This window comes from Citrobacter sp. Cb028 (assembly GCF_030336705.1).
Lineage (GTDB): Bacteria > Pseudomonadota > Gammaproteobacteria > Enterobacterales > Enterobacteriaceae > Citrobacter > Citrobacter braakii.
Window position 1 is genome coordinate 20104 of sequence record NZ_JAOWCZ010000023.1, and the last position, 19897, is coordinate 40000.

A 19897-nucleotide genomic window follows, 5' to 3' on the forward strand; every position below is an offset into this window, starting at 1 on the left:
ATTTTCGGGTCTCAGTAGTAGTTGACATTAGCGGAGCACTAAAATGATCCAAGAACAGACTATGCTGAACGTCGCCGACAACTCCGGTGCACGTCGCGTAATGTGTATCAAGGTTCTGGGTGGCTCGCACCGTCGCTACGCAGGCGTCGGCGATATCATCAAGATCACCATCAAGGAAGCAATTCCGCGTGGTAAGGTCAAAAAAGGTGATGTGCTGAAGGCGGTAGTGGTGCGCACCAAGAAGGGTGTTCGTCGCCCGGACGGTTCTGTCATTCGCTTCGATGGTAATGCATGCGTTATTTTAAACAATAACAGCGAGCAACCTATCGGTACGCGTATTTTTGGGCCGGTAACTCGTGAACTTCGTAACGAGAAGTTCATGAAAATTATCTCTCTGGCACCAGAAGTACTCTAAGGAGCGAATCATGGCAGCGAAGATCCGTCGTGATGACGAAGTTATCGTGTTAACCGGTAAAGATAAAGGTAAACGCGGTAAAGTTAAGAATGTCCTGTCTTCCGGCAAGGTCATTGTTGAAGGTATCAACCTGGTTAAGAAACATCAGAAGCCGGTTCCGGCCCTGAACCAACCAGGCGGCATTGTAGAGAAAGAAGCAGCTATTCAGATCTCTAACCTTGCTATCTTCAACGCGGCAACCGGCAAGGCTGACCGTGTAGGCTTTAGATTCGAAGACGGCAAAAAAGTCCGTTTCTTTAAATCTAACAGCGAAACTATCAAGTAATTTGGAGTAGTACGATGGCGAAACTGCATGATTACTACAAAGACGAAGTAGTCGCTAAACTCATGACTGAGTTTAACTACAATTCTGTCATGCAAGTCCCTCGGGTCGAGAAGATCACCCTGAACATGGGTGTTGGTGAAGCGATCGCTGACAAGAAACTGCTGGATAATGCAGCAGCTGACCTGACAGCAATCTCCGGTCAAAAACCGCTGATCACCAAAGCACGCAAATCAGTTGCAGGCTTCAAAATCCGTCAGGGCTATCCGATCGGCTGTAAAGTAACTCTGCGTGGCGAACGCATGTGGGAGTTCTTTGAGCGCCTGATCACTATTGCTGTTCCACGTATCCGTGACTTCCGTGGCTTGTCCGCTAAGTCTTTCGACGGTCGTGGTAACTACAGCATGGGTGTCCGTGAGCAGATCATCTTCCCAGAAATCGACTACGATAAAGTCGACCGCGTGCGTGGTTTGGATATTACCATTACCACTACTGCGAAATCTGATGAAGAAGGCCGTGCTCTGCTGGCTGCCTTTGACTTCCCGTTCCGCAAGTAAGGTAGGGTTACTGAATGGCTAAGCAATCAATGAAAGCACGCGAAGTAAAGCGCGTAGCTTTAGCTGATAAGTACTTCGCAAAACGCGCTGAACTGAAAGCTATTATCTCTGATGTGAACGCGACCGACGAAGATCGTTGGAACGCAGTTCTCAAGCTGCAGTCTCTGCCGCGTGATTCCAGCCCGTCCCGTCAGCGTAACCGCTGCCGTCAAACAGGTCGTCCGCATGGCTATGTGGGCAAGTTCGGGTTGAGCCGTATCAAACTGCGTGAAGCCGCTATGCGCGGTGAAGTACCAGGCTTGAAAAAGGCTAGCTGGTAATTACCAATTGAATCACGGGAGTAAAGACAGATGAGCATGCAAGATCCGATCGCGGATATGCTGACCCGTATCCGTAACGGTCAGGCCGCGAATAAAGCTGCGGTCACCATGCCTTCCTCCAAGCTGAAAGTGGCAATTGCCAACGTGCTGAAGGAAGAAGGTTTTATTGAAGATTTTAAAGTTGAAGGCGACACCAAGCCGGAACTGGAACTTACTCTTAAGTATTTCCAGGGTAAAGCTGTTGTAGAAAGCATTCAGCGTGTCAGTCGCCCAGGTCTGCGCATTTATAAGCGTAAAGACGAGCTGCCGAAAGTTATGGCTGGCATGGGTATCGCAGTTGTTTCTACCTCTAAAGGTGTTATGACTGATCGTGCAGCGCGCCAGGCTGGTCTTGGTGGCGAAATTATCTGCTACGTAGCCTAATCGGAGGAAAAAATGTCTCGTGTTGCTAAAGCACCGGTCGTTATTCCTGCCGGCGTTGATGTAAAAATCAACGGTCAGGTTATTACGATCAAAGGTAAAAACGGCGAGCTGACTCGTACTCTCAACGATGCTGTTGCAGTAAATCATGCAGATAATGCACTGACCTTCGGTCCGCGTGATGGTTACGCAGATGGATGGGCTCAGGCTGGTACCGCGCGTGCCCTGCTGAATGCAATGGTTGTCGGTGTTACCGAAGGCTTCACTAAGAAGCTACAGCTGGTTGGTGTAGGTTATCGTGCAGCGGTTAAAGGGAATGTAGTAAACCTGGCTTTAGGTTTCTCTCACCCTGTTGACCATCAGCTGCCTGCGGGTATTACTGCAGAATGTCCGTCTCAGACTGAAATCGTGCTGAAAGGCGCTGATAAACAGCTGATCGGTCAGGTTGCAGCAGATCTGCGCGCCTACCGTCGTCCTGAGCCTTATAAAGGCAAGGGTGTTCGTTACGCCGACGAAGTCGTGCGTACCAAAGAGGCTAAGAAGAAGTAAGGTAACACTATGGATAAGAAATCTGCTCGTATCCGTCGTGCGACCCGCGCACGCCGCAAGCTCCAGGAGCTGGGCGCAACTCGCCTGGTGGTACATCGTACCCCGCGTCATATTTACGCACAGGTAATTGCACCGAACGGTTCTGAAGTTCTGGTAGCTGCTTCTACTGTAGAAAAAGCTATCGCTGAACAATTGAAGTACACCGGTAACAAAGACGCTGCTGCAGCTGTAGGTAAAGCTGTTGCTGAACGCGCTCTGGAAAAAGGCATCAAAGATGTTTCTTTTGACCGTTCCGGGTTCCAATATCATGGTCGTGTCCAGGCACTGGCAGATGCTGCCCGTGAAGCTGGCCTTCAGTTCTAAGGTAGAGGTGTAAGATGGCTCACATCGAAAAACAAGCTGGCGAACTGCAGGAAAAGCTGATCGCGGTTAACCGCGTATCTAAAACCGTTAAAGGTGGTCGTATTTTCTCCTTCACAGCTCTGACTGTAGTTGGTGATGGTAACGGTCGCGTTGGTTTTGGTTACGGTAAAGCGCGTGAAGTTCCAGCAGCGATCCAGAAAGCGATGGAAAAAGCCCGTCGCAATATGATTAACGTCGCGCTGAACCACGGCACCCTGCAGCACCCGGTTAAGGGTACTCACACGGGTTCTCGTGTATTCATGCAGCCGGCTTCCGAAGGTACCGGTATCATCGCCGGTGGTGCAATGCGCGCCGTTCTGGAAGTCGCTGGAGTTCGTAACGTTCTGGCTAAAGCGTATGGTTCTACTAACCCGATTAACGTGGTTCGTGCAACTATCGATGGCCTGGAAAATATGAAATCTCCGGAAATGGTCGCTGCCAAGCGTGGTAAATCCGTTGAAGAAATTCTGGGGAAATAAACCATGGCAAAGACTATTAAAATTACTCAAACCCGCAGTGCAATCGGTCGTCTGCCGAAACATAAGGCAACGCTGCTTGGCCTGGGTCTGCGTCGTATTGGTCACACCGTAGAGCGCGAGGATACTCCTGCTGTTCGTGGTATGGTCAACGCGGTTTCCTTCATGGTTAAAGTTGAGGAGTAAGAGATGCGTTTAAATACTCTGTCTCCGGCCGAAGGCTCTAAAAAAGCGGCTCGCCGCCTGGGTCGTGGTATCGGTTCTGGCCTCGGTAAAACCGGTGGTCGTGGTCACAAAGGTCAGAAGTCTCGTTCTGGCGGTGGCGTACGTCGCGGTTTCGAGGGTGGTCAGATGCCTCTGTACCGTCGTCTGCCGAAATTCGGCTTCACTTCACGTAAAGCAGCGATTACAGCCGAAGTTCGTCTGTCTGATCTGGCTAAAGTTGAAGGCGGTGTTGTAGACCTGAACACGCTGAAAGCAGCTAACATTATCGGTATCCAGATCGAGTTCGCGAAAGTGATTCTGGCTGGTGAAGTCACTACTCCGGTAACTGTTCGTGGCCTGCGTGTTACTAAAGGCGCTCGTGCTGCTATCGAAGCTGCTGGCGGTAAAATCGAGGAATAAGTAGCAGATGGCTAAACAACCGGGATTAGATTTTCAAAGTGCCAAAGGTGGCTTAGGCGAGCTGAAACGCAGACTGCTGTTTGTAATCGGCGCGCTGATTGTGTTCCGTATTGGCTCTTTCATTCCGATCCCTGGTATTGATGCCGCTGTACTTGCCAAACTGCTTGAGCAACAGCGAGGCACCATCATTGAAATGTTTAACATGTTCTCTGGTGGTGCTCTCAGCCGTGCTTCTATCTTTGCTCTGGGGATCATGCCGTATATTTCGGCGTCGATTATTATCCAGCTGCTGACGGTGGTTCATCCAACGCTGGCAGAAATTAAGAAAGAAGGGGAGTCTGGTCGTCGTAAGATCAGCCAGTACACCCGCTACGGTACTCTGGTGCTGGCAATATTCCAGTCGATCGGTATTGCTACCGGTCTGCCGAATATGCCTGGTATGCAGGGCCTGGTAATGAATCCAGGCTTTGCATTCTATTTCACCGCTGTTGTAAGTCTGGTTACAGGGACGATGTTCCTGATGTGGTTGGGCGAACAGATTACTGAACGTGGTATCGGCAACGGTATCTCAATCATTATCTTCGCCGGTATTGTCGCGGGACTCCCGCCAGCCATTGCCCATACTATCGAGCAAGCGCGTCAAGGCGACCTGCACTTCCTCGTGTTGCTGTTGGTTGCAGTATTAGTATTTGCAGTGACGTTCTTTGTTGTATTTGTTGAGCGTGGTCAACGCCGCATTGTGGTAAACTACGCGAAACGTCAGCAAGGTCGTCGTGTCTATGCTGCACAGAGCACACATTTACCGCTGAAAGTGAATATGGCGGGGGTAATCCCGGCAATCTTCGCTTCCAGTATTATTCTGTTCCCAGCGACCATCGCGTCATGGTTCGGGGGCGGGACTGGTTGGAACTGGCTGACAACAATTTCGCTGTATTTGCAGCCTGGGCAACCGCTTTATGTGTTACTCTATGCGTCTGCAATCATATTCTTCTGTTTCTTCTACACGGCGTTGGTTTTCAACCCGCGTGAAACAGCAGATAACCTGAAGAAGTCCGGTGCATTTGTACCAGGAATTCGTCCGGGAGAGCAAACGGCGAAGTATATCGATAAAGTAATGACCCGCCTGACTCTGGTTGGTGCGCTCTACATTACCTTTATCTGCCTGATCCCGGAGTTCATGCGTGATGCAATGAAAGTACCGTTCTACTTCGGTGGGACCTCACTGCTTATCGTTGTTGTCGTGATTATGGACTTTATGGCTCAAGTGCAAACTCTGATGATGTCAAGTCAGTACGAGTCTGCATTGAAGAAGGCGAATCTGAAAGGCTACGGCCGTTAACAGTCGCCCGAGAAGTTACGGAGAGTAAAAATGAAAGTTCGTGCTTCCGTCAAGAAATTATGCCGTAACTGCAAAATCGTTAAGCGTGATGGTGTCATCCGTGTGATTTGCAGTGCCGAGCCGAAGCATAAACAGCGCCAAGGCTGATTTATTCGCATATTTTTCTTGCAAAGTTGGGTTGAGCTGGCTAGATTAGCCAGCCAATCTTTTGTATGTCTGTGCGTTTCCATTTGAGTATCCTGAAAACGGGCTTTTCAGCATGGTGCGTACATATTAAATAGTAGGAGTGCATAGTGGCCCGTATAGCAGGCATTAACATTCCTGATCAGAAACATGCTGTGATCGCATTAACTTCGATCTACGGCGTCGGCAAGACCCGTTCTAAAGCCATTCTGGCTGCCGCGGGTATCGCTGAAGATGTTAAGATCAGTGAGCTGTCTGAAGAACAAATCGACACGCTGCGTGACGAAGTTGCCAAATTTGTCGTTGAAGGTGATCTGCGCCGTGAAGTTAGCATGAGCATCAAGCGCCTTATGGACCTTGGTTGCTATCGCGGTTTGCGTCATCGTCGTGGTCTCCCGGTTCGCGGTCAGCGTACCAAGACCAACGCACGTACCCGTAAGGGTCCGCGCAAACCGATCAAGAAATAATCGGGGTGATTGAATAATGGCAAAGGCACCAATTCGTGCACGTAAACGTGTAAGAAAACAAGTCTCTGACGGCGTGGCTCATATCCATGCTTCTTTTAACAACACCATCGTTACCATTACTGATCGTCAGGGTAACGCACTGGGTTGGGCAACAGCCGGTGGTTCCGGTTTCCGTGGTTCTCGCAAATCCACTCCGTTTGCAGCTCAGGTTGCAGCAGAGCGTTGCGCTGAAGCCGTAAAAGAATACGGTATCAAGAATCTGGAAGTTATGGTCAAAGGACCGGGTCCAGGTCGCGAATCTACTGTTCGTGCTCTGAACGCCGCTGGTTTCCGCATCACTAATATTACTGATGTGACTCCGATCCCTCATAACGGTTGTCGTCCGCCGAAAAAACGTCGCGTATAACGCTGTCGTTTCTAGGATTGTTGGAGAAAGAAAATGGCAAGATATTTGGGTCCTAAGCTCAAGCTGAGCCGTCGTGAGGGCACTGACTTATTCCTTAAGTCTGGCGTTCGCGCGATCGATACCAAGTGTAAAATTGAACAAGCTCCTGGCCAGCACGGTGCGCGTAAACCGCGTCTGTCTGACTATGGTGTGCAGTTGCGTGAAAAGCAAAAAGTTCGCCGTATCTACGGTGTGCTGGAGCGTCAGTTCCGTAACTACTACAAAGAAGCAGCACGTCTGAAAGGCAACACCGGTGAAAACCTGTTGGGTCTGCTGGAAGGTCGTCTGGACAACGTTGTATACCGTATGGGCTTCGGTGCCACTCGTGCAGAAGCACGTCAGCTGGTCAGCCATAAAGCAATTATGGTAAACGGTCGTGTTGTTAACATCGCTTCTTATCAGGTTAGTCCGAATGACGTTGTTAGCATTCGTGAGAAAGCGAAGAAGCAGTCTCGCGTGAAAGCCGCTCTGGAGCTGGCTGAGCAGCGTGAAAAGCCAACCTGGCTGGAAGTTGATGCTGGCAAGATGGAAGGTACGTTCAAGCGTAAGCCGGAGCGTTCTGATCTGTCTGCGGACATTAACGAACACCTGATCGTCGAGCTTTACTCCAAGTAAAGCTTAGTACCAAAGAGAGGACACAATGCAGGGTTCTGTGACAGAGTTTCTAAAACCGCGCCTGGTAGATATCGAGCAAGTGAGTTCGACGCACGCCAAGGTGACCCTTGAGCCTTTAGAGCGTGGCTTTGGCCATACTTTGGGTAACGCACTGCGCCGTATTCTGCTCTCATCGATGCCGGGTTGCGCGGTGACCGAGGTTGAGATTGATGGTGTACTACATGAGTACAGCACCAAAGAAGGCGTTCAGGAAGATATCCTGGAAATCCTGCTCAACCTGAAAGGGCTGGCGGTGAGAGTTCAGGGTAAAGATGACGTTATTCTTACCTTGAATAAATCTGGCATTGGCCCTGTGACTGCAGCCGACATTACCCATGATGGTGATGTCGAAATCGTCAAGCCACAGCACGTGATCTGCCACCTGACCGATGAGAATGCATCTATTAGCATGCGTATCAAAGTTCAGCGCGGTCGTGGTTATGTGCCGGCTTCTACCCGAATTCATTCGGAAGAAGATGAGCGCCCAATCGGCCGTCTGCTGGTCGACGCATGCTACAGCCCTGTAGAGCGTATTGCCTACAATGTTGAAGCAGCGCGTGTAGAACAGCGTACCGACCTGGACAAGCTGGTCATCGAAATGGAAACCAACGGCACAATCGATCCTGAAGAGGCGATTCGTCGTGCGGCAACCATTCTGGCTGAACAACTTGAAGCTTTCGTTGACTTACGTGATGTACGTCAGCCGGAAGTTAAAGAAGAGAAACCAGAATTCGATCCGATCCTGCTGCGCCCTGTTGACGATCTGGAATTGACTGTCCGCTCTGCTAACTGCCTCAAAGCAGAAGCTATCCACTATATCGGTGATCTGGTACAGCGTACTGAGGTTGAGCTTCTTAAGACGCCTAACCTTGGTAAAAAATCTCTTACTGAGATTAAAGACGTGCTGGCTTCCCGTGGACTGTCTCTGGGCATGCGCCTGGAAAACTGGCCACCGGCAAGCATCGCTGACGAGTAACCGGATCACAGGTTAAGGTTTTACTGAGAAGGATAAGGTCATGCGCCATCGTAAGAGTGGTCGTCAACTGAACCGCAACAGCAGCCATCGCCAGGCTATGTTCCGCAATATGGCAGGTTCACTGGTTCGTCATGAAATCATCAAGACGACTCTGCCGAAAGCGAAAGAGCTGCGTCGCGTAGTTGAGCCGCTGATTACTCTTGCCAAGACTGATAGCGTAGCTAATCGTCGTCTGGCATTCGCCCGTACTCGTGATAACGAGATCGTGGCAAAACTGTTTAACGAACTGGGCCCGCGTTTCGCGAGCCGCGCCGGTGGTTACACTCGCATTCTGAAGTGTGGCTTCCGTGCAGGCGACAACGCGCCGATGGCATACATCGAGCTGGTTGATCGTTCAGAGAAAACAGAAGCTGCTGCAGAGTAATCTGTAGTAACGTAAAAAAACCCGCCTCGGCGGGTTTTTTTATATCCGTCATATCCCCACTTACCTACAATATCTGTACTCTTTTTGTTCATCACTGGAGTGTTGTATGTGGTTACTGGACCAGTGGGCAGAGCGCCATATTATTGATGCACAGTCTAAAGGTGAGTTTGATGGTTTGCCTGGTACAGGAGAACCGTTGGTTCTTGACGATGATTCCCACATTCCGCCTGAACTTCGAGCCGGATTCCGTTTATTAAAAAATGCTGGATGTCTTCCTGCTGAGCTAGAGCAGCGCAGAGAGGCAATACAGCTGCTTGAAATACTTGCAGGGATCCGCAAAGATGATCCCCATTATCAGGAAGTGAGTCGAAGACTGTCACTACTGGAACTGAAACTTCGGCAAGCTGGACTCAGCACCGAGTTTTTACACGGTGAATACGCAGATAAGCTGCTACAGAAGATCAACGACGAATAGCGGAGATAGCATGTACCGTATTGGTGAATTAGCGAAACTGGCTGACGTGACGCCTGATACCATCCGCTACTATGAAAAGCAGCAGATGATGGAACATGAAATACGTACAGAAGGCGGGTTTCGTCTCTATACGGAAAGCGATCTTCAGCGTCTAAAGTTTATTCGCTATGCCCGTCAGCTTGGTTTCACTCTGGAATCGATCCGCGAACTGCTTTCGATCCGCATAGATCCCGAACACCATACCTGCCAGGAATCAAAAGGGATCGTCCAGGAAAGATTGCAGGAAGTGGAAGCGAGAATAGCTGAGCTTCAGGCGATGCAACGGTCGCTGCAGCGATTGAATGACGCGTGTTGTGGCAAGGCACACAGCAGCGTGTACTGCTCTATCCTTGAAGCACTTGAGCAAGGCGCCAGTGGATCGCCATCAGGCTGTTGATTTATTGAACGGTCAAGTCTAGACTCGCGGCGTAAATTACGACAACCGGAGGTATTATGAGTCGTTATCAGCACACTAAAGGGCAGATAAAAGATAACGCCATTGAGGCGCTTCTACATGACCCACTGTTCAGGCAGCGCGTTGAGAAAAATAAGAAAGGGAAAGGAAGTTATCTACGTAAAGGTAAACATGGTAACCGGGGTAACTGGGAGGCCAGTGGCAAGAAAGTCATTCACTTTTTTACCACTGGCCTTCTTGTTTCAGTGAGTGCTTAAGAGCGGTTATTCTGTTCTTTCAGCAGGTCACGAATTTCACTCAGCAATACTTCTTCTTTCGATGGCGCCGGCGGTGCTGCTGGCTCTTCCGCTTTTTTACGGTTCAGTTTGTTGATCAGCTTGATTGCCATAAAGATAGCAAACGCAACAATAACGAAATCAAAGATATTCTGAATAAATACACCGTAATGCATAACGACTGCAGGGATATCTCCCTGTGCATCACGTAGTGTTAAAGCAAACTGTTTAAAATCAATTCCACCAATTAACAACCCCAGCGGCGGCATGATGATATCGGCAACCAGTGATGAAACAATCTTCCCAAATGCCGCACCAATAATGACACCCACTGCCAAATCGACAACATTCCCGCGCATCGCGAATTCGCGAAATTCTTTAATAATGCTCATCTTATTCTCCCTATGCAGCTGACGTTTATAAGTTTAACAAATGTTTAGGCAATTTCCATTTATGTATTACCTAAATAGAAATTTATTAAACCATGAAAAATAAAGGGAAATAACTTAGGCGCAGTTTCAGCGCCCAAATTATTACAGGAAGAACGGACTTGGCTGGAATAGTCGCTCGACGTCGGTAATAAACTTTTTATCTGTCAGGAACATAATTACGTGATCGCCCTGTTCAATACGCAGGTTATCATTGGCAATCATCACATCGTTACCACGCACAACGGCGCCAATAATGGTTCCTGGTGGAAGTTTAATTTCATCAATTGAGCGACCCACAACCCGTGACGTCGTTTCATCACCGTGTGCAACGGCTTCAATGGCTTCCGCGACGCCACGGCGCAGTGAAGATACACCAACAATATCCGCTTTACGCACATGACTGAGCAGCGCAGAGATGGTTGCCTGCTGCGGTGAAATCGCAATATCGATCACGCTGCCTTGTACCAGATCGACGTATGCTCTGCGTTGGATCAACACCATCACTTTCTTGGCGCCCATCCGTTTGGCAAGCATCGCCGACATGATATTCGCTTCATCATCGTTGGTTACCGCAATGAACAGATCAACCTGATCGATATGTTCTTCCGCCAGCAGCTCTTGATCCGAGGCATCACCAAAAAAGACGATCGTATTTTGCAGTTTCTCTGCAAGCTCGGATGCGCGCTGTTGATTACGTTCAATCAGTTTGACGCTGTAATCTTTTTCTAGTCGCCGTGCCAGCCCGGCGCCAATATTACCACCGCCCACTAACATAATGCGTTTGTAAGGCTTTTCCAGACGCTGTAATTCGCTCATTACGGCGCGAATATGCTGCGAGGCCGCGATGAAGAAAACTTCATCACCCGCTTCAACAATGGTAGAACCTTGCGGACGGATCGGTCGGTCATGACGGAAAATCGCCGCAACGCGGGTATCGATGTGCGGCATATGCTCACGCATTGTCGACAGCGCATTACCAATCAGCGGCCCACCGTAATAGGCTTTCACCACGGCCAGGCTGACTTTTCCTTCGGCAAAATTCACTACCTGCAATGCGCCCGGATATTCAATCAGGCGATAAATGCTATCGATAACCAGTTGCTCAGGCGCAATCAGGTGATCGATAGGCACCGCATCAGATTGAAATAGCTTGTCCGCATCACGAACGTAATCCGGTGAACGAATACGAGCGATACGATTAGGCGTGTTAAACAGTGAATAAGCTACCTGGCAGGCAACCATATTTGTTTCATCTGAGCTGGTTACGGCAACCAGCATATCGGCATCGTCAGCACCGGCTTCACGTAGAACGCGGGGATGCGAACCATGCCCTTGCACGACACGGAGATCAAACTTGTCCTGCAGGCTACGCAGGCGCTCACCATTGGTATCGACTACCGTGATATCGTTGTTCTCTCCGACCAGGTTTTCAGCCAGCGTACCGCCAACTTGCCCTGCGCCCAGAATGATAATTTTCATCAGTCGCGACCCGTTATCTCATCACTTTTTGATTAGCTTAGCGTAAAAGAAGCCATCACCATCTTCCGCACTCGGTAAATTCTGACGTCCAGGTTTTTCCGGCGTACCGGTTACGCTTAATACCGCATCTGGCGTGCGCGCAAGGAAGGCGGCAATTTGCTGTTGGTTTTCTTCTGGCAGGATAGAGCAGGTTGCATAAACCAGCGTGCCGCCAGGTTTAAGATGTGGCCAGGTTGCATTCAGGATTTCAGCCTGCAACTGGGCAAGTTCAGCAATATCCCGGTCGCGACGTAGCCATTTGATATCCGGATGGCGACGGATCACTCCGGTGGCAGAACACGGAGCGTCCAGCAAAATACGGTCAAACTGTTGTTCACCGCACCACTGCTGTGGATAGCGGCCATCACCCTGTTTTACGGTTGCCTTCATACCCAGACGTTTTAGATTGTCGAAAACGCGCGATAAGCGTTTTTCATCAACATCGACAGCCATTACGTTAGCGTGCGGAGCAACTTCCAGAATGTGAGTGGTTTTGCCCCCCGGCGCACAGCATAGGTCGAGGATCTGTTCACCGTCCTCCGGCAACAGATAGTTTATGCATCCTTGAGCGGAAGCATCCTGGACGGTTACCCAGCCTTCATCAAAACCTGGGAGGGCGTGCACAGGAGCTGGCGTTTCCAGACGCACTGCATCCGGGTAATCTGGATGCGGGAAACCGGTTAATCCCGCTTCGGTCAGCAGGTCCAGCCAGGCATCGCGCGTATGATGGTTACGATTGACACGTAACCACATCGGCGGTCGCTGGTTATTGGCTTCAAGAATGGCTTCCCACTGCTGCGGATAAGCGGTCTTAATACGTTTCACCAGCCAGGAGGGGTGTAAGAAACGTAAATCGCTTTGAGAGAATTCAGCCAGTAGCTCTTCTTGACGGCGCTGAAACTGGCGCAGCACGCCGTTGATCAGCCCTTTAAGCTGCGGACGCTTAATAACGACTGCACCTTCTACGGTCTCTGCCAAAGCAGCATGCGGTGGAATACGAGTATGCAGCAGTTGGTAGAAGCCCACCATGATCAGATAGTGAACGGTGCGCTGTTTGCCCGTCATTGGACGTTCCATCAACTGCTGGATCATCCACTCCAGTTGGGAGAGTGTACGCAACACGCCGAAGCAAAGCTCCTGCAACAGTGCTTTGTCTTTATCGGCAACTTTTTGCTGCATGGCGGGCAGCACGTTGCTTAATGATTGTCCCTTTTCGACAACCTGTTCGACGGCCTGGGCCGCCATACTGCGTAAATTAAGATGTTTTTTCATAAGCGCAAAAATAAAAATGCCCGGAGATACCGGGCTTAACGAGATGAACCGTCATACCAGACGGTTACCGGGTACAAACCATTCCCGGCGCGAATTAAGCAGATCCTGCGCGCTCATGGCTTTTTTACCGGCAGGTTGCAAAGAGACGAGATTCAGGATGCCGTCGCCCGTTGCGACCTGGATACCCTGTTTTGTCGCCTCAAGAATAGTGCCTGGTGCGGCCTGTGTGTTCGCTGTAATAACCGTAGCTTGCCAGACTTTCACTGGCTGGCCGTCGATTTCAAGCCAACTCATTGGCCACGGGTTAAAGGCGCGGATGCAGCGTTCCAACTGAGCGGCTGAAAGCGACCAGTCGATACGGGCCTCTTCTTTGCTGAGTTTTTCTGCATGCGTAACCAGTGATTCATCTTGTACAACGGGTTTTATGGTGCCAGCCGCCAGCTGTTTTAGCGTTTCAATCAGCCCCTGAGGTCCTAAATCTGCCAGCTTATCGTATAACGAACCGCTGGTATCTTCTGCAGTTATCGGGCAGGACAGCTTAAGCAGCATATCACCGGTGTCGAGGCCAACATCCATCTGCATGATGGTCACACCAGTTTCGGCGTCGCCTGCCCACAGTGAGCGCTGGATTGGGGCTGCGCCACGCCAGCGTGGAAGCAGGGAACCGTGAACGTTGATACAACCCAGACGCGGCATTTCCAGTACGGCTTTTGGCAGTATCAGGCCATATGCTACCACTACCATCACGTCTGCGCGTAAATCAGCAACCAGCTGCTGGTTTTCCTGAGGACGAAGAGAGACGGGTTGGAAAACCGGTATCCCTTTTTCTTCCGCCAGCACTTTTACCGGGCTGGGCATCAGCTTTTTACCGCGTCCCGCCGGACGGTCCGGTTGGGTAAACACGCCAACGACGTTATGTCCAGAAGACAACAGCGCGTCGAGATGACGCGCTGCAAAGTCAGGTGTACCCGCAAAAATAATACGTAGTGAGTCTGACACGTTGATTCTTGTCCTTAAGCTCGGGCGTTCAGGCGGTCGAGTTTTTCAACTTTCTGACGAATGCGTTGTTGCTTCAACGGAGACAGATAATCGATAAACAGTTTACCGACCAGGTGATCCATTTCATGTTGAATGCAGATAGCCAGCAGGCCATCGGCTTCCAGTTCAAAAGATTTGCCGTTGCGATCGAGCGCACGAATTTTTACTTTCTCTGCGCGCGGTACTAACGCACGCTGTTCGGGAATAGACAGGCAGCCTTCTTCAATACCTGTTTCGCCGTCTTTTTCCAGCAGCTCTGGGTTAATGAGTACCAACTGCTCGTCGCGATTTTCAGAGACATCAATAACAATGATGCGCTGATGAATATCGACCTGAGTTGCTGCCAGACCGATACCTTCTTCGGCGTACATCGTTTCGAACATATCATCAACGATACGCTGAATTTCTGCATTCACTTCTTCGACCGGTTTTGCGACTTTGCGAAGGCGCTCGTCCGGAATATGTAACACTTGCAAAACTGACATAGTTATCCAGAGTTGTGTTCAGGAGTTGAAAAGATTATTACCTCTATTCTAGACAAAACCCCCTCTGATTGACAGCATCAGTGACCAATCGCAAAGATTGCCAGGACTGCTTGTGGCAGGGGAACAGGGATGACCAAAATCGAGATTTGGCTACGTTTAGCACAAGTGAATGAACTGTATGGTGATGAGATGGTGCGCGTTGCCCACTGGCTCAATACTCAGCCGTGTATTAACAACGTGGTACTTCATCATGCTGGACTCTCTCCCCGCCAGGCCCGGCGCTTTTTAACCTTTCCAGATCAGACGCTGGAAAAAACGCTGCGCTGGCTTGAACAGCCCAACCATCATTTTGTGGTTGCCGACAGCGAGCATTATCCGGCACAGCTCCGTGCAATTGAGGATTATCCTGGGGTGCTTTTTGTGGCAGGAAATCCCATATGCCTTAGCTCGTTTCAGGTTGCCGTCGTCGGTAGCCGACAGCACTCCTGGTATGGCGAACGCTGGGGGCGGCTGTTTTGTGAAAAGCTTGCAGCATGCGGCGTGACGATCACCAGCGGCCTGGCCCGGGGGATTGATGGTGTGGCGCACAATGCTGCGATAAACCGAGAGGGCACGAGTATTGCGGTGCTGGGAAATGGGCTTGAGACCATTCATCCACGACAGCATGTCCGTCTGGCTAAACGACTGATTGAGGCTGGAGGCGCACTGGTGTCTGAGTTCCCATTAGATACGCTTCCTTTGCCGCGCAATTTTCCCCGACGAAATCGCATTATTAGTGGTCTAAGTAAAGGAGTCCTGGTTGTAGAAGCTGCTCAGCGTAGCGGGTCACTGGTCACTGCGCGTTGCGCACTGGAACAAGGGCGGGAGGTTTTTGCGTTGCCTGGACCGATTGGGAGTCCGGGAAGTGAAGGTCCACATTGGCTTATTCAGCAGGGAGCCACGCTTGTGACGGCCCCAGAAGAAATTCTGGAAAATTTGCAATATGGGCTGCAATGGTTGCCAGATGAACCTGAAAAATCAATTTATTCGCCAGATCACGAAGAGGTGGCATTGCCATTTCCGGAGCTCCTGGCTAACGTAGGAGATGAGGTAACACCTGTTGACGTCGTCGCTGAACGTGCCGGCCAACCTGTGCCAGAGGTAGTGGCTCAACTGCTCGAACTGGAGTTAGCAGGATGGATCGCAGCTGTACCCGGCGGCTATGTCCGATTGAGGAGGGCATGCCATGTTCGACGTACTAATGTATTTGTTTGAGACATATATCCATAACGAAGCTGAGCTGCGTGTGGATCAGGACAAACTGGAACGGGATCTTACCGACGCTGGTTTTGATCGTGAAGACATCTACAACGCGTTACTTTGGCTGGAAAAGCTTGCTGATTATCAGGATGGTCTTGCCGAACCTATGCAGCTGGCATCTGATCCTCTTTCTATACGTATTTATACCGCAGAAGAGTGCGATCGACTGGATGCAAGCTGTAGAGGGTTCCTGCTATTCCTGGAACAGATTCAGGTGCTAAACCTCGAAACACGAGAAATGGTCATTGAGCGCGTACTCGCGCTGGATACGGCAGAGTTCGATCTGGAAGACCTGAAGTGGGTGATCCTGATGGTGCTTTTCAATATTCCAGGTTGTGAAAATGCCTATCAGCAAATGGAAGAATTACTCTTTGAAGTGAATGAAGGTATGCTGCATTAATCAATCTTTATTCAGTATGAGTTGTTATGGCTAAATCAGCACTGTTTACGGTGCGTAAAAACGAGCCCTGCCCACAATGCGGGGCTGAACTGGTTATTCGTTCCGGGAAGCACGGTCCGTTTCTCGGTTGTTCACACTATCCAGAATGCGATTACATCCGTCCGTTGAAATCTTCCGCGGACGGACATATTGTCAAAGTTCTGGAGGGTAAGCTTTGTCCTGCATGTGGCGCCGAGCTGGTGCTGAGACAGGGAAGATTCGGGATGTTTATTGGATGCAGCGATTATCCAACGTGTGAACACACCGAACTTATCGACAAGCCAGATGAAACAGCAATAGTCTGTCCTCAATGCCAGACTGGCCACCTGGTCCAGCGGCGTTCCCGTTATGGCAAAACGTTTTACTCCTGCGATCGCTATCCGGAGTGCCAGTTTGTCATTAATTTCAAACCGTTAGCCGGAGAGTGTCCTGAGTGCCATTATCCGCTACTCATCGAAAAGAAAACCGCGCAGGGTGTGAAGCATTTCTGTGCCAGTAAACAATGTGGAAAGCCGTTCTCGGCGGAATAAAAAAGTGAATAATAACCTGCCCACAGGCCCTATCGCTGCTGCGATAGCGGTTCTGAAACAAGAAAAAGTCATCGCCTATCCAACAGAAGCTGTATTTGGTGTCGGCTGCGATCCCGACAGCGAAACGGCTGTTACCCGTCTGTTGGCGCTAAAACAACGCCCAGTCGATAAAGGCTTAATTTTGATTGCGGCAAATTTTGACCAGCTCAAGCCCTATATTGACGATAGCACGCTTTCAGATGCTCAACGTGAGGCTGTGTTCGCTCGCTGGCCTGGTCCTGTCACCTTCGTTTTCCCTGCGCCCGCGACTACGCCTCGTTGGTTGACCGGTCGTTTTGACTCGCTGGCCGTGCGAGTCACCGATCATCCGCTGGTGGTTGCATTGTGCCAGGCTTATGGCAAACCGTTAGTCTCCACCAGTGCTAATTTGAGTGGCTTACCGCCTTGCAGAACGGTAGAGGAAGTCCGCGCGCAGTTTGGTACAGACTTTCCCGTAGTTGAAGGGGAGACCGGAGGGCGTTTGAATCCTTCGGAGATCCGTGATGCTCTGACCGGTGAACAGTTTCGACAGGGGTAATATGAAAGAAGCCTATGCTGTTTTTGGTAATCCGATAGCGCACAGTAAATCGCCCTTTATTCATCAGCAATTTGCAGAGCAGTTGAAAATTGATCATTCCTATGGACGTGTACTGGCACCTATCAATGATTTTGTGAATACGCTGAATGCCTTTTTTGCTGAAGGCGGGAAGGGGGCAAATGTCACTGTGCCTTTTAAGGAAGAGGCGTTTGCGCGTGCCGATGAATTAACGGAGCGGGCATCGCTTGCTGGAGCGGTCAATACTCTTAAACGACTTGAGGATGGGCGTTTACTGGGAGATAACACGGATGGTATCGGCTTATTAAGCGATCTTGAACGTTTATCTTTCATTCGCCCCGGATCGCGAGTTCTGTTGATTGGTGCCGGTGGCGCATCCCGGGGGGTTTTATTACCTCTTCTTTCTCTGGATTGTGCGGTAACCATCGTTAACCGTACTGCTTCGCGCGCAGAAGAACTGGCACAAATCTTCTCCCATACCGGCAGCGTGCAGGCGGTGGGAATGGACGATCTTGATAATTACAGTTTTGATTTAATTATTAATGCGACATCTAGCGGAATTAGCGGTGAGGTACCAGCCATTCCGACATCGCTTATTCACTCCTCTGTCTATTGCTATGACATGTTTTATCAGCAAGGGAATACACCGTTCCTTTCCTGGTGTGCTGAACATGGGGCGAAACAGTATGCCGATGGTCTGGGGATGCTGGTGGGACAAGCAGCGCACGCCGTTTTACTCTGGCATGGTGTATTGCCACAGATTGAGCCCGTCATCAAAAGCATGCAACAGGAAATGTCGGCATGAATCAGGCGATCCAGTTTCCCGATCGAGAAGAATGGCTGACGGATATTAGCGCCGTTGTTTTCCCTGCGTTGGTCCATGGTATGCAGTTAACATGCGCTATATCAGGGGAGACGTTGGCGTCCCGCTTTGGCGGCTGCACGCCTGAACAATGGCTGGAAATCTTTCAACAGCATCGCTGGGACCTGGAAGAAGAGGCCGAAGCATTGATCCAGGACCAGCAGGAAGACTCTCAGGGTTGGGTTTGGTTACTCTGATTTAAATACTCATCTTTCCATTTAACGTAGTTGTTAGCAGAGTATTTTAAGCCTGCTTTCTCTTCGTCACTTAATGGCCGGATCTGTTTAACCGGGCTACCCAGGTACAGATATCCACTCTCCAGGCGTTTGTTTTGCGGCACCAGGCTTCCTGCCCCAATCATAACGTCGTCTTCTACCACTACGCCGTCCAATAAAATTGATCCCATACCGACCAATACGCGGTTGCCAACGATGCAGCCGTGTAGCATGACTTTATGACCGACCGTCACATCCTCACCCACGATCAATGGATTACCTTGCGGATTAGATGTGGATTTATGTGTGACATGGAGAACGCTGCCGTCCTGAATGTTTGTACGGGCGCCGATTTGTACATAGTTGACGTCGCCACGAATCGCAACCAACGGCCAAATCCCGACGTCATCAGCCAAACGAGTATCACCAATGACGACGCTACTGGTGTCGATCATCACGCGTTTTCCGATCTGTGGGAAAAGATCCTTATAAGGACGTAATACATCAGACATGTTTACCTCAACAAAAATAGAGCAGTAATGAAGACTTTGGTTGGATTATCGAGACTGTGCAAGTGATTTAGCTATCAAAAATCAGCACAAATTGTGCAGGAATATAGCGAAAGGGGTGAAAAACAAGCACTCAGCAAAAAAGATCCAAAAAATACTTGTGCTAAAAAATGGGATCCCTATAATGCGCCTCCATCGACACGGCGGATGTGAATCACTTCACACAAACAGCCGGTTCGGTTGAAGAGAAAAACCTGAAAATGAGGGTTGACTCTGAAAGAGGAAAGCGTAATATACGCCACCTCGCGACAGAGCGCTAAAGCGCGTCGCAACTGCTCTTTAACAATTTATCAGACAATCTGTGTGGGCACTCGAAGATACGGATTCTTAACGTCGCAAGACGAAAAATGAATACCAAGTCTCTGAGTGAACACGTAATTCATTACGAAGTTTAATTCACGAGCATCAAACTTAAATTGAAGAGTTTGATCATGGCTCAGATTGAACGCTGGCGGCAGGCCTAACACATGCAAGTCGAACGGTAGCACAGAGGAGCTTGCTCCTTGGGTGACGAGTGGCGGACGGGTGAGTAATGTCTGGGAAACTGCCCGATGGAGGGGGATAACTACTGGAAACGGTAGCTAATACCGCATAACGTCGCAAGACCAAAGAGGGGGACCTTCGGGCCTCTTGCCATCGGATGTGCCCAGATGGGATTAGCTAGTAGGTGGGGTAACGGCTCACCTAGGCGACGATCCCTAGCTGGTCTGAGAGGATGACCAGCCACACTGGAACTGAGACACGGTCCAGACTCCTACGGGAGGCAGCAGTGGGGAATATTGCACAATGGGCGCAAGCCTGATGCAGCCATGCCGCGTGTATGAAGAAGGCCTTCGGGTTGTAAAGTACTTTCAGCGAGGAGGAAGG

The 19897-nt window shown here is 50.1% G+C and carries 32 protein-coding genes and 1 rRNA gene; 27 read left to right on the plus strand and 6 right to left on the minus strand.

Annotated elements, in window-relative coordinates; translation table 11 throughout:
• Positions 1-43 precede the first annotated feature (43 nt).
• The 20 genes from rplN to arfA all read left to right on the plus strand — a co-directional run bounded on the left by rplN (position 44) and on the right by arfA (position 9759).
• Positions 44-415, plus strand: a complete 372-nt coding sequence (gene rplN / locus OGV75_RS02020) for a 50S ribosomal protein L14 (protein WP_000613954.1) — start codon at positions 44-46, stop codon at positions 413-415.
• 10 nt (positions 416-425) lie between these two features.
• Complete coding sequence (rplX, locus tag OGV75_RS02025) at positions 426-740, plus strand: 50S ribosomal protein L24 (RefSeq protein WP_003031122.1); 315 nt, start codon at positions 426-428, stop codon at positions 738-740.
• A gap of 14 nt (positions 741-754) precedes the next feature.
• Positions 755-1294 (plus strand): 50S ribosomal protein L5, encoded by a 540-nt coding sequence (gene rplE / locus OGV75_RS02030; RefSeq protein ID WP_003031123.1) that lies wholly within the window; start codon positions 755-757, stop codon positions 1292-1294.
• 14 nt (positions 1295-1308) lie between these two features.
• Complete coding sequence (gene rpsN / locus OGV75_RS02035) at positions 1309-1614, plus strand: 30S ribosomal protein S14 (RefSeq protein WP_003031125.1); 306 nt, start codon at positions 1309-1311, stop codon at positions 1612-1614.
• A gap of 30 nt (positions 1615-1644) precedes the next feature.
• A complete protein-coding gene (rpsH, locus tag OGV75_RS02040; protein WP_003031127.1) occupies positions 1645-2037 on the plus strand; it encodes a 30S ribosomal protein S8 in 393 nt (130 codons plus the stop codon).
• Between the two features lie 12 nt (positions 2038-2049).
• Positions 2050-2583, plus strand: a complete 534-nt coding sequence (gene rplF, locus OGV75_RS02045; protein ID WP_003031129.1) for a 50S ribosomal protein L6 — start codon at positions 2050-2052, stop codon at positions 2581-2583.
• Positions 2584-2592: 9 nt separating this feature from the next.
• The gene (rplR, locus tag OGV75_RS02050) at positions 2593-2946 is read left to right on the plus strand and encodes a 50S ribosomal protein L18 (protein ID WP_000358960.1); all 354 of its coding nucleotides are present in this window, start codon (positions 2593-2595) and stop codon (positions 2944-2946) included.
• Between the two features lie 14 nt (positions 2947-2960).
• On the plus strand, positions 2961-3464 hold the full coding sequence (gene rpsE, locus OGV75_RS02055) for a 30S ribosomal protein S5 (RefSeq protein ID WP_003031131.1): 504 nt from the start codon (positions 2961-2963) through the stop codon (positions 3462-3464).
• A gap of 3 nt (positions 3465-3467) precedes the next feature.
• Positions 3468-3647: a 50S ribosomal protein L30 gene (gene rpmD, locus OGV75_RS02060; RefSeq protein ID WP_001140434.1), complete on the plus strand. Its 180-nt coding sequence runs from the start codon at positions 3468-3470 to the stop codon at positions 3645-3647.
• A gap of 3 nt (positions 3648-3650) precedes the next feature.
• Positions 3651-4085 carry a 50S ribosomal protein L15 gene (gene rplO / locus OGV75_RS02065; protein ID WP_003031132.1) on the plus strand — a complete coding sequence of 145 codons (435 nt, stop codon included), beginning with the start codon at positions 3651-3653 and terminating at the stop codon, positions 4083-4085.
• 7 nt (positions 4086-4092) lie between these two features.
• Positions 4093-5424 carry a preprotein translocase subunit SecY gene (secY, locus tag OGV75_RS02070; RefSeq protein WP_001118864.1) on the plus strand — a complete coding sequence of 444 codons (1332 nt, stop codon included), beginning with the start codon at positions 4093-4095 and terminating at the stop codon, positions 5422-5424.
• Between the two features lie 30 nt (positions 5425-5454).
• Positions 5455-5571, plus strand: coding sequence for a 50S ribosomal protein L36 (gene rpmJ, locus OGV75_RS02075; protein WP_000868187.1), 117 nt, complete (start codon positions 5455-5457; stop codon positions 5569-5571).
• 146 nt (positions 5572-5717) lie between these two features.
• Positions 5718-6074 (plus strand): 30S ribosomal protein S13, encoded by a 357-nt coding sequence (gene rpsM / locus OGV75_RS02080; protein WP_003031135.1) that lies wholly within the window; start codon positions 5718-5720, stop codon positions 6072-6074.
• A 16-nt stretch (positions 6075-6090) separates the two neighbouring features.
• Positions 6091-6480 (plus strand): 30S ribosomal protein S11, encoded by a 390-nt coding sequence (rpsK, locus tag OGV75_RS02085; protein WP_003031137.1) that lies wholly within the window; start codon positions 6091-6093, stop codon positions 6478-6480.
• 33 nt (positions 6481-6513) lie between these two features.
• A complete protein-coding gene (gene rpsD / locus OGV75_RS02090; RefSeq protein WP_003031138.1) occupies positions 6514-7134 on the plus strand; it encodes a 30S ribosomal protein S4 in 621 nt (206 codons plus the stop codon).
• Between the two features lie 25 nt (positions 7135-7159).
• Positions 7160-8149, plus strand: a complete 990-nt coding sequence (locus OGV75_RS02095) for a DNA-directed RNA polymerase subunit alpha (protein ID WP_003031139.1) — start codon at positions 7160-7162, stop codon at positions 8147-8149.
• A 40-nt stretch (positions 8150-8189) separates the two neighbouring features.
• Entirely contained in the window at positions 8190-8573 is a 384-nt protein-coding gene (rplQ, locus tag OGV75_RS02100) for a 50S ribosomal protein L17 (protein WP_001216370.1), read from the plus strand.
• Positions 8574-8679: 106 nt separating this feature from the next.
• Positions 8680-9048, plus strand: a complete 369-nt coding sequence (locus OGV75_RS02105; RefSeq protein ID WP_047358917.1) for a DnaJ family domain-containing protein — start codon at positions 8680-8682, stop codon at positions 9046-9048.
• A 10-nt stretch (positions 9049-9058) separates the two neighbouring features.
• A complete protein-coding gene (zntR, locus tag OGV75_RS02110; protein ID WP_016154744.1) occupies positions 9059-9484 on the plus strand; it encodes a Zn(2+)-responsive transcriptional regulator in 426 nt (141 codons plus the stop codon).
• Positions 9485-9540: 56 nt separating this feature from the next.
• Positions 9541-9759 carry an alternative ribosome-rescue factor ArfA gene (gene arfA / locus OGV75_RS02115; RefSeq protein WP_016157605.1) on the plus strand — a complete coding sequence of 73 codons (219 nt, stop codon included), beginning with the start codon at positions 9541-9543 and terminating at the stop codon, positions 9757-9759.
• On the opposite strand, the gene mscL is transcribed toward arfA, so the two are convergent.
• The 5 genes from mscL to def form a co-directional block, all read right to left on the minus strand.
• Positions 9756-10169, minus strand: a complete 414-nt coding sequence (gene mscL / locus OGV75_RS02120) for a large-conductance mechanosensitive channel protein MscL (protein ID WP_016154742.1) — start codon at positions 10167-10169, stop codon at positions 9756-9758. The two genes, arfA and mscL, sit on opposite strands and share 4 nt — an antisense overlap.
• A gap of 141 nt (positions 10170-10310) precedes the next feature.
• Complete coding sequence (gene trkA, locus OGV75_RS02125) at positions 10311-11687, minus strand: Trk system potassium transporter TrkA (RefSeq protein ID WP_003031153.1); 1377 nt, start codon at positions 11685-11687, stop codon at positions 10311-10313.
• A 21-nt stretch (positions 11688-11708) separates the two neighbouring features.
• The gene (rsmB, locus tag OGV75_RS02130) at positions 11709-12998 is read right to left on the minus strand and encodes a 16S rRNA (cytosine(967)-C(5))-methyltransferase RsmB (RefSeq protein WP_016154741.1); all 1290 of its coding nucleotides are present in this window, start codon (positions 12996-12998) and stop codon (positions 11709-11711) included.
• A gap of 51 nt (positions 12999-13049) precedes the next feature.
• Positions 13050-13997 (minus strand): methionyl-tRNA formyltransferase, encoded by a 948-nt coding sequence (gene fmt / locus OGV75_RS02135; protein ID WP_047501513.1) that lies wholly within the window; start codon positions 13995-13997, stop codon positions 13050-13052.
• Positions 13998-14011: 14 nt separating this feature from the next.
• Positions 14012-14521, minus strand: a complete 510-nt coding sequence (gene def, locus OGV75_RS02140) for a peptide deformylase (RefSeq protein WP_003031159.1) — start codon at positions 14519-14521, stop codon at positions 14012-14014.
• Between the two features lie 129 nt (positions 14522-14650).
• Between def and dprA the strand changes: the two genes are divergently transcribed.
• The 6 genes from dprA to OGV75_RS02170 are packed head-to-tail and all read left to right on the plus strand — an operon-like array spanning position 14651 to position 18443.
• Positions 14651-15775, plus strand: coding sequence for a DNA-protecting protein DprA (dprA, locus tag OGV75_RS02145; RefSeq protein ID WP_019078182.1), 1125 nt, complete (start codon positions 14651-14653; stop codon positions 15773-15775).
• Positions 15747-16220, plus strand: a complete 474-nt coding sequence (smg, locus tag OGV75_RS02150) for a DUF494 family protein Smg (RefSeq protein ID WP_003031162.1) — start codon at positions 15747-15749, stop codon at positions 16218-16220. Before dprA ends, smg begins: the two co-directional genes overlap by 29 nt.
• 26 nt (positions 16221-16246) lie before the next feature.
• On the plus strand, positions 16247-16789 hold the full coding sequence (locus OGV75_RS02155) for a DNA topoisomerase family protein (RefSeq protein ID WP_016154737.1): 543 nt from the start codon (positions 16247-16249) through the stop codon (positions 16787-16789).
• A 4-nt stretch (positions 16790-16793) separates the two neighbouring features.
• The gene (gene tsaC, locus OGV75_RS02160; protein WP_019078184.1) at positions 16794-17366 is read left to right on the plus strand and encodes an L-threonylcarbamoyladenylate synthase type 1 TsaC; all 573 of its coding nucleotides are present in this window, start codon (positions 16794-16796) and stop codon (positions 17364-17366) included.
• Between the two features lies 1 nt (position 17367).
• Positions 17368-18189 (plus strand): shikimate dehydrogenase, encoded by an 822-nt coding sequence (gene aroE / locus OGV75_RS02165; RefSeq protein WP_053388934.1) that lies wholly within the window; start codon positions 17368-17370, stop codon positions 18187-18189.
• The gene (locus OGV75_RS02170) at positions 18186-18443 is read left to right on the plus strand and encodes a DUF1488 family protein (RefSeq protein ID WP_019078185.1); all 258 of its coding nucleotides are present in this window, start codon (positions 18186-18188) and stop codon (positions 18441-18443) included. Before aroE ends, OGV75_RS02170 begins: the two co-directional genes overlap by 4 nt.
• Here the strand turns inward: OGV75_RS02170 and OGV75_RS02175 are convergent.
• Positions 18419-18973 (minus strand): gamma carbonic anhydrase family protein, encoded by a 555-nt coding sequence (locus OGV75_RS02175; RefSeq protein ID WP_016154733.1) that lies wholly within the window; start codon positions 18971-18973, stop codon positions 18419-18421. The genes OGV75_RS02170 and OGV75_RS02175 overlap by 25 nt on opposite strands.
• Before the next feature lie 470 nt (positions 18974-19443).
• On the opposite strand from OGV75_RS02175, the gene OGV75_RS02180 reads away from it, so the two are divergent.
• A 16S ribosomal RNA gene (locus tag OGV75_RS02180) occupies positions 19444-19897 on the plus strand; the annotation flags it as partial.

Coding starts and splice junctions, on each gene's coding strand:
- rplE (WP_003031123.1), top strand. CDS start 755: ATGGCGAAACTGCATGATTACTACAAAGACGAAGTAGTCGCTAAACTC.
- trkA (WP_003031153.1), bottom strand. CDS start 11,687: ATGAAAATTATCATTCTGGGCGCAGGGCAAGTTGGCGGTACGCTGGCT.
- OGV75_RS02170 (WP_019078185.1), top strand. CDS start 18,186: ATGAATCAGGCGATCCAGTTTCCCGATCGAGAAGAATGGCTGACGGAT.
- rpsE (WP_003031131.1), top strand. CDS start 2,961: ATGGCTCACATCGAAAAACAAGCTGGCGAACTGCAGGAAAAGCTGATC.
- mscL (WP_016154742.1), bottom strand. CDS start 10,169: ATGAGCATTATTAAAGAATTTCGCGAATTCGCGATGCGCGGGAATGTT.
- arfA (WP_016157605.1), top strand. CDS start 9,541: ATGAGTCGTTATCAGCACACTAAAGGGCAGATAAAAGATAACGCCATT.
- rpsN (WP_003031125.1), top strand. CDS start 1,309: ATGGCTAAGCAATCAATGAAAGCACGCGAAGTAAAGCGCGTAGCTTTA.
- aroE (WP_053388934.1), top strand. CDS start 17,368: ATGAAAGAAGCCTATGCTGTTTTTGGTAATCCGATAGCGCACAGTAAA.
- dprA (WP_019078182.1), top strand. CDS start 14,651: ATGACCAAAATCGAGATTTGGCTACGTTTAGCACAAGTGAATGAACTG.
- rpmJ (WP_000868187.1), top strand. CDS start 5,455: ATGAAAGTTCGTGCTTCCGTCAAGAAATTATGCCGTAACTGCAAAATC.
- rpsD (WP_003031138.1), top strand. CDS start 6,514: ATGGCAAGATATTTGGGTCCTAAGCTCAAGCTGAGCCGTCGTGAGGGC.
- rplN (WP_000613954.1), top strand. CDS start 44: ATGATCCAAGAACAGACTATGCTGAACGTCGCCGACAACTCCGGTGCA.
- rplQ (WP_001216370.1), top strand. CDS start 8,190: ATGCGCCATCGTAAGAGTGGTCGTCAACTGAACCGCAACAGCAGCCAT.
- zntR (WP_016154744.1), top strand. CDS start 9,059: ATGTACCGTATTGGTGAATTAGCGAAACTGGCTGACGTGACGCCTGAT.
- def (WP_003031159.1), bottom strand. CDS start 14,521: ATGTCAGTTTTGCAAGTGTTACATATTCCGGACGAGCGCCTTCGCAAA.
- rplX (WP_003031122.1), top strand. CDS start 426: ATGGCAGCGAAGATCCGTCGTGATGACGAAGTTATCGTGTTAACCGGT.
- rplR (WP_000358960.1), top strand. CDS start 2,593: ATGGATAAGAAATCTGCTCGTATCCGTCGTGCGACCCGCGCACGCCGC.
- rpmD (WP_001140434.1), top strand. CDS start 3,468: ATGGCAAAGACTATTAAAATTACTCAAACCCGCAGTGCAATCGGTCGT.
- smg (WP_003031162.1), top strand. CDS start 15,747: ATGTTCGACGTACTAATGTATTTGTTTGAGACATATATCCATAACGAA.
- OGV75_RS02155 (WP_016154737.1), top strand. CDS start 16,247: ATGGCTAAATCAGCACTGTTTACGGTGCGTAAAAACGAGCCCTGCCCA.
- rplO (WP_003031132.1), top strand. CDS start 3,651: ATGCGTTTAAATACTCTGTCTCCGGCCGAAGGCTCTAAAAAAGCGGCT.
- OGV75_RS02105 (WP_047358917.1), top strand. CDS start 8,680: ATGTGGTTACTGGACCAGTGGGCAGAGCGCCATATTATTGATGCACAG.
- OGV75_RS02095 (WP_003031139.1), top strand. CDS start 7,160: ATGCAGGGTTCTGTGACAGAGTTTCTAAAACCGCGCCTGGTAGATATC.
- rpsH (WP_003031127.1), top strand. CDS start 1,645: ATGAGCATGCAAGATCCGATCGCGGATATGCTGACCCGTATCCGTAAC.
- rsmB (WP_016154741.1), bottom strand. CDS start 12,998: ATGAAAAAACATCTTAATTTACGCAGTATGGCGGCCCAGGCCGTCGAA.
- rpsK (WP_003031137.1), top strand. CDS start 6,091: ATGGCAAAGGCACCAATTCGTGCACGTAAACGTGTAAGAAAACAAGTC.
- rplF (WP_003031129.1), top strand. CDS start 2,050: ATGTCTCGTGTTGCTAAAGCACCGGTCGTTATTCCTGCCGGCGTTGAT.
- OGV75_RS02175 (WP_016154733.1), bottom strand. CDS start 18,973: ATGTCTGATGTATTACGTCCTTATAAGGATCTTTTCCCACAGATCGGA.
- secY (WP_001118864.1), top strand. CDS start 4,093: ATGGCTAAACAACCGGGATTAGATTTTCAAAGTGCCAAAGGTGGCTTA.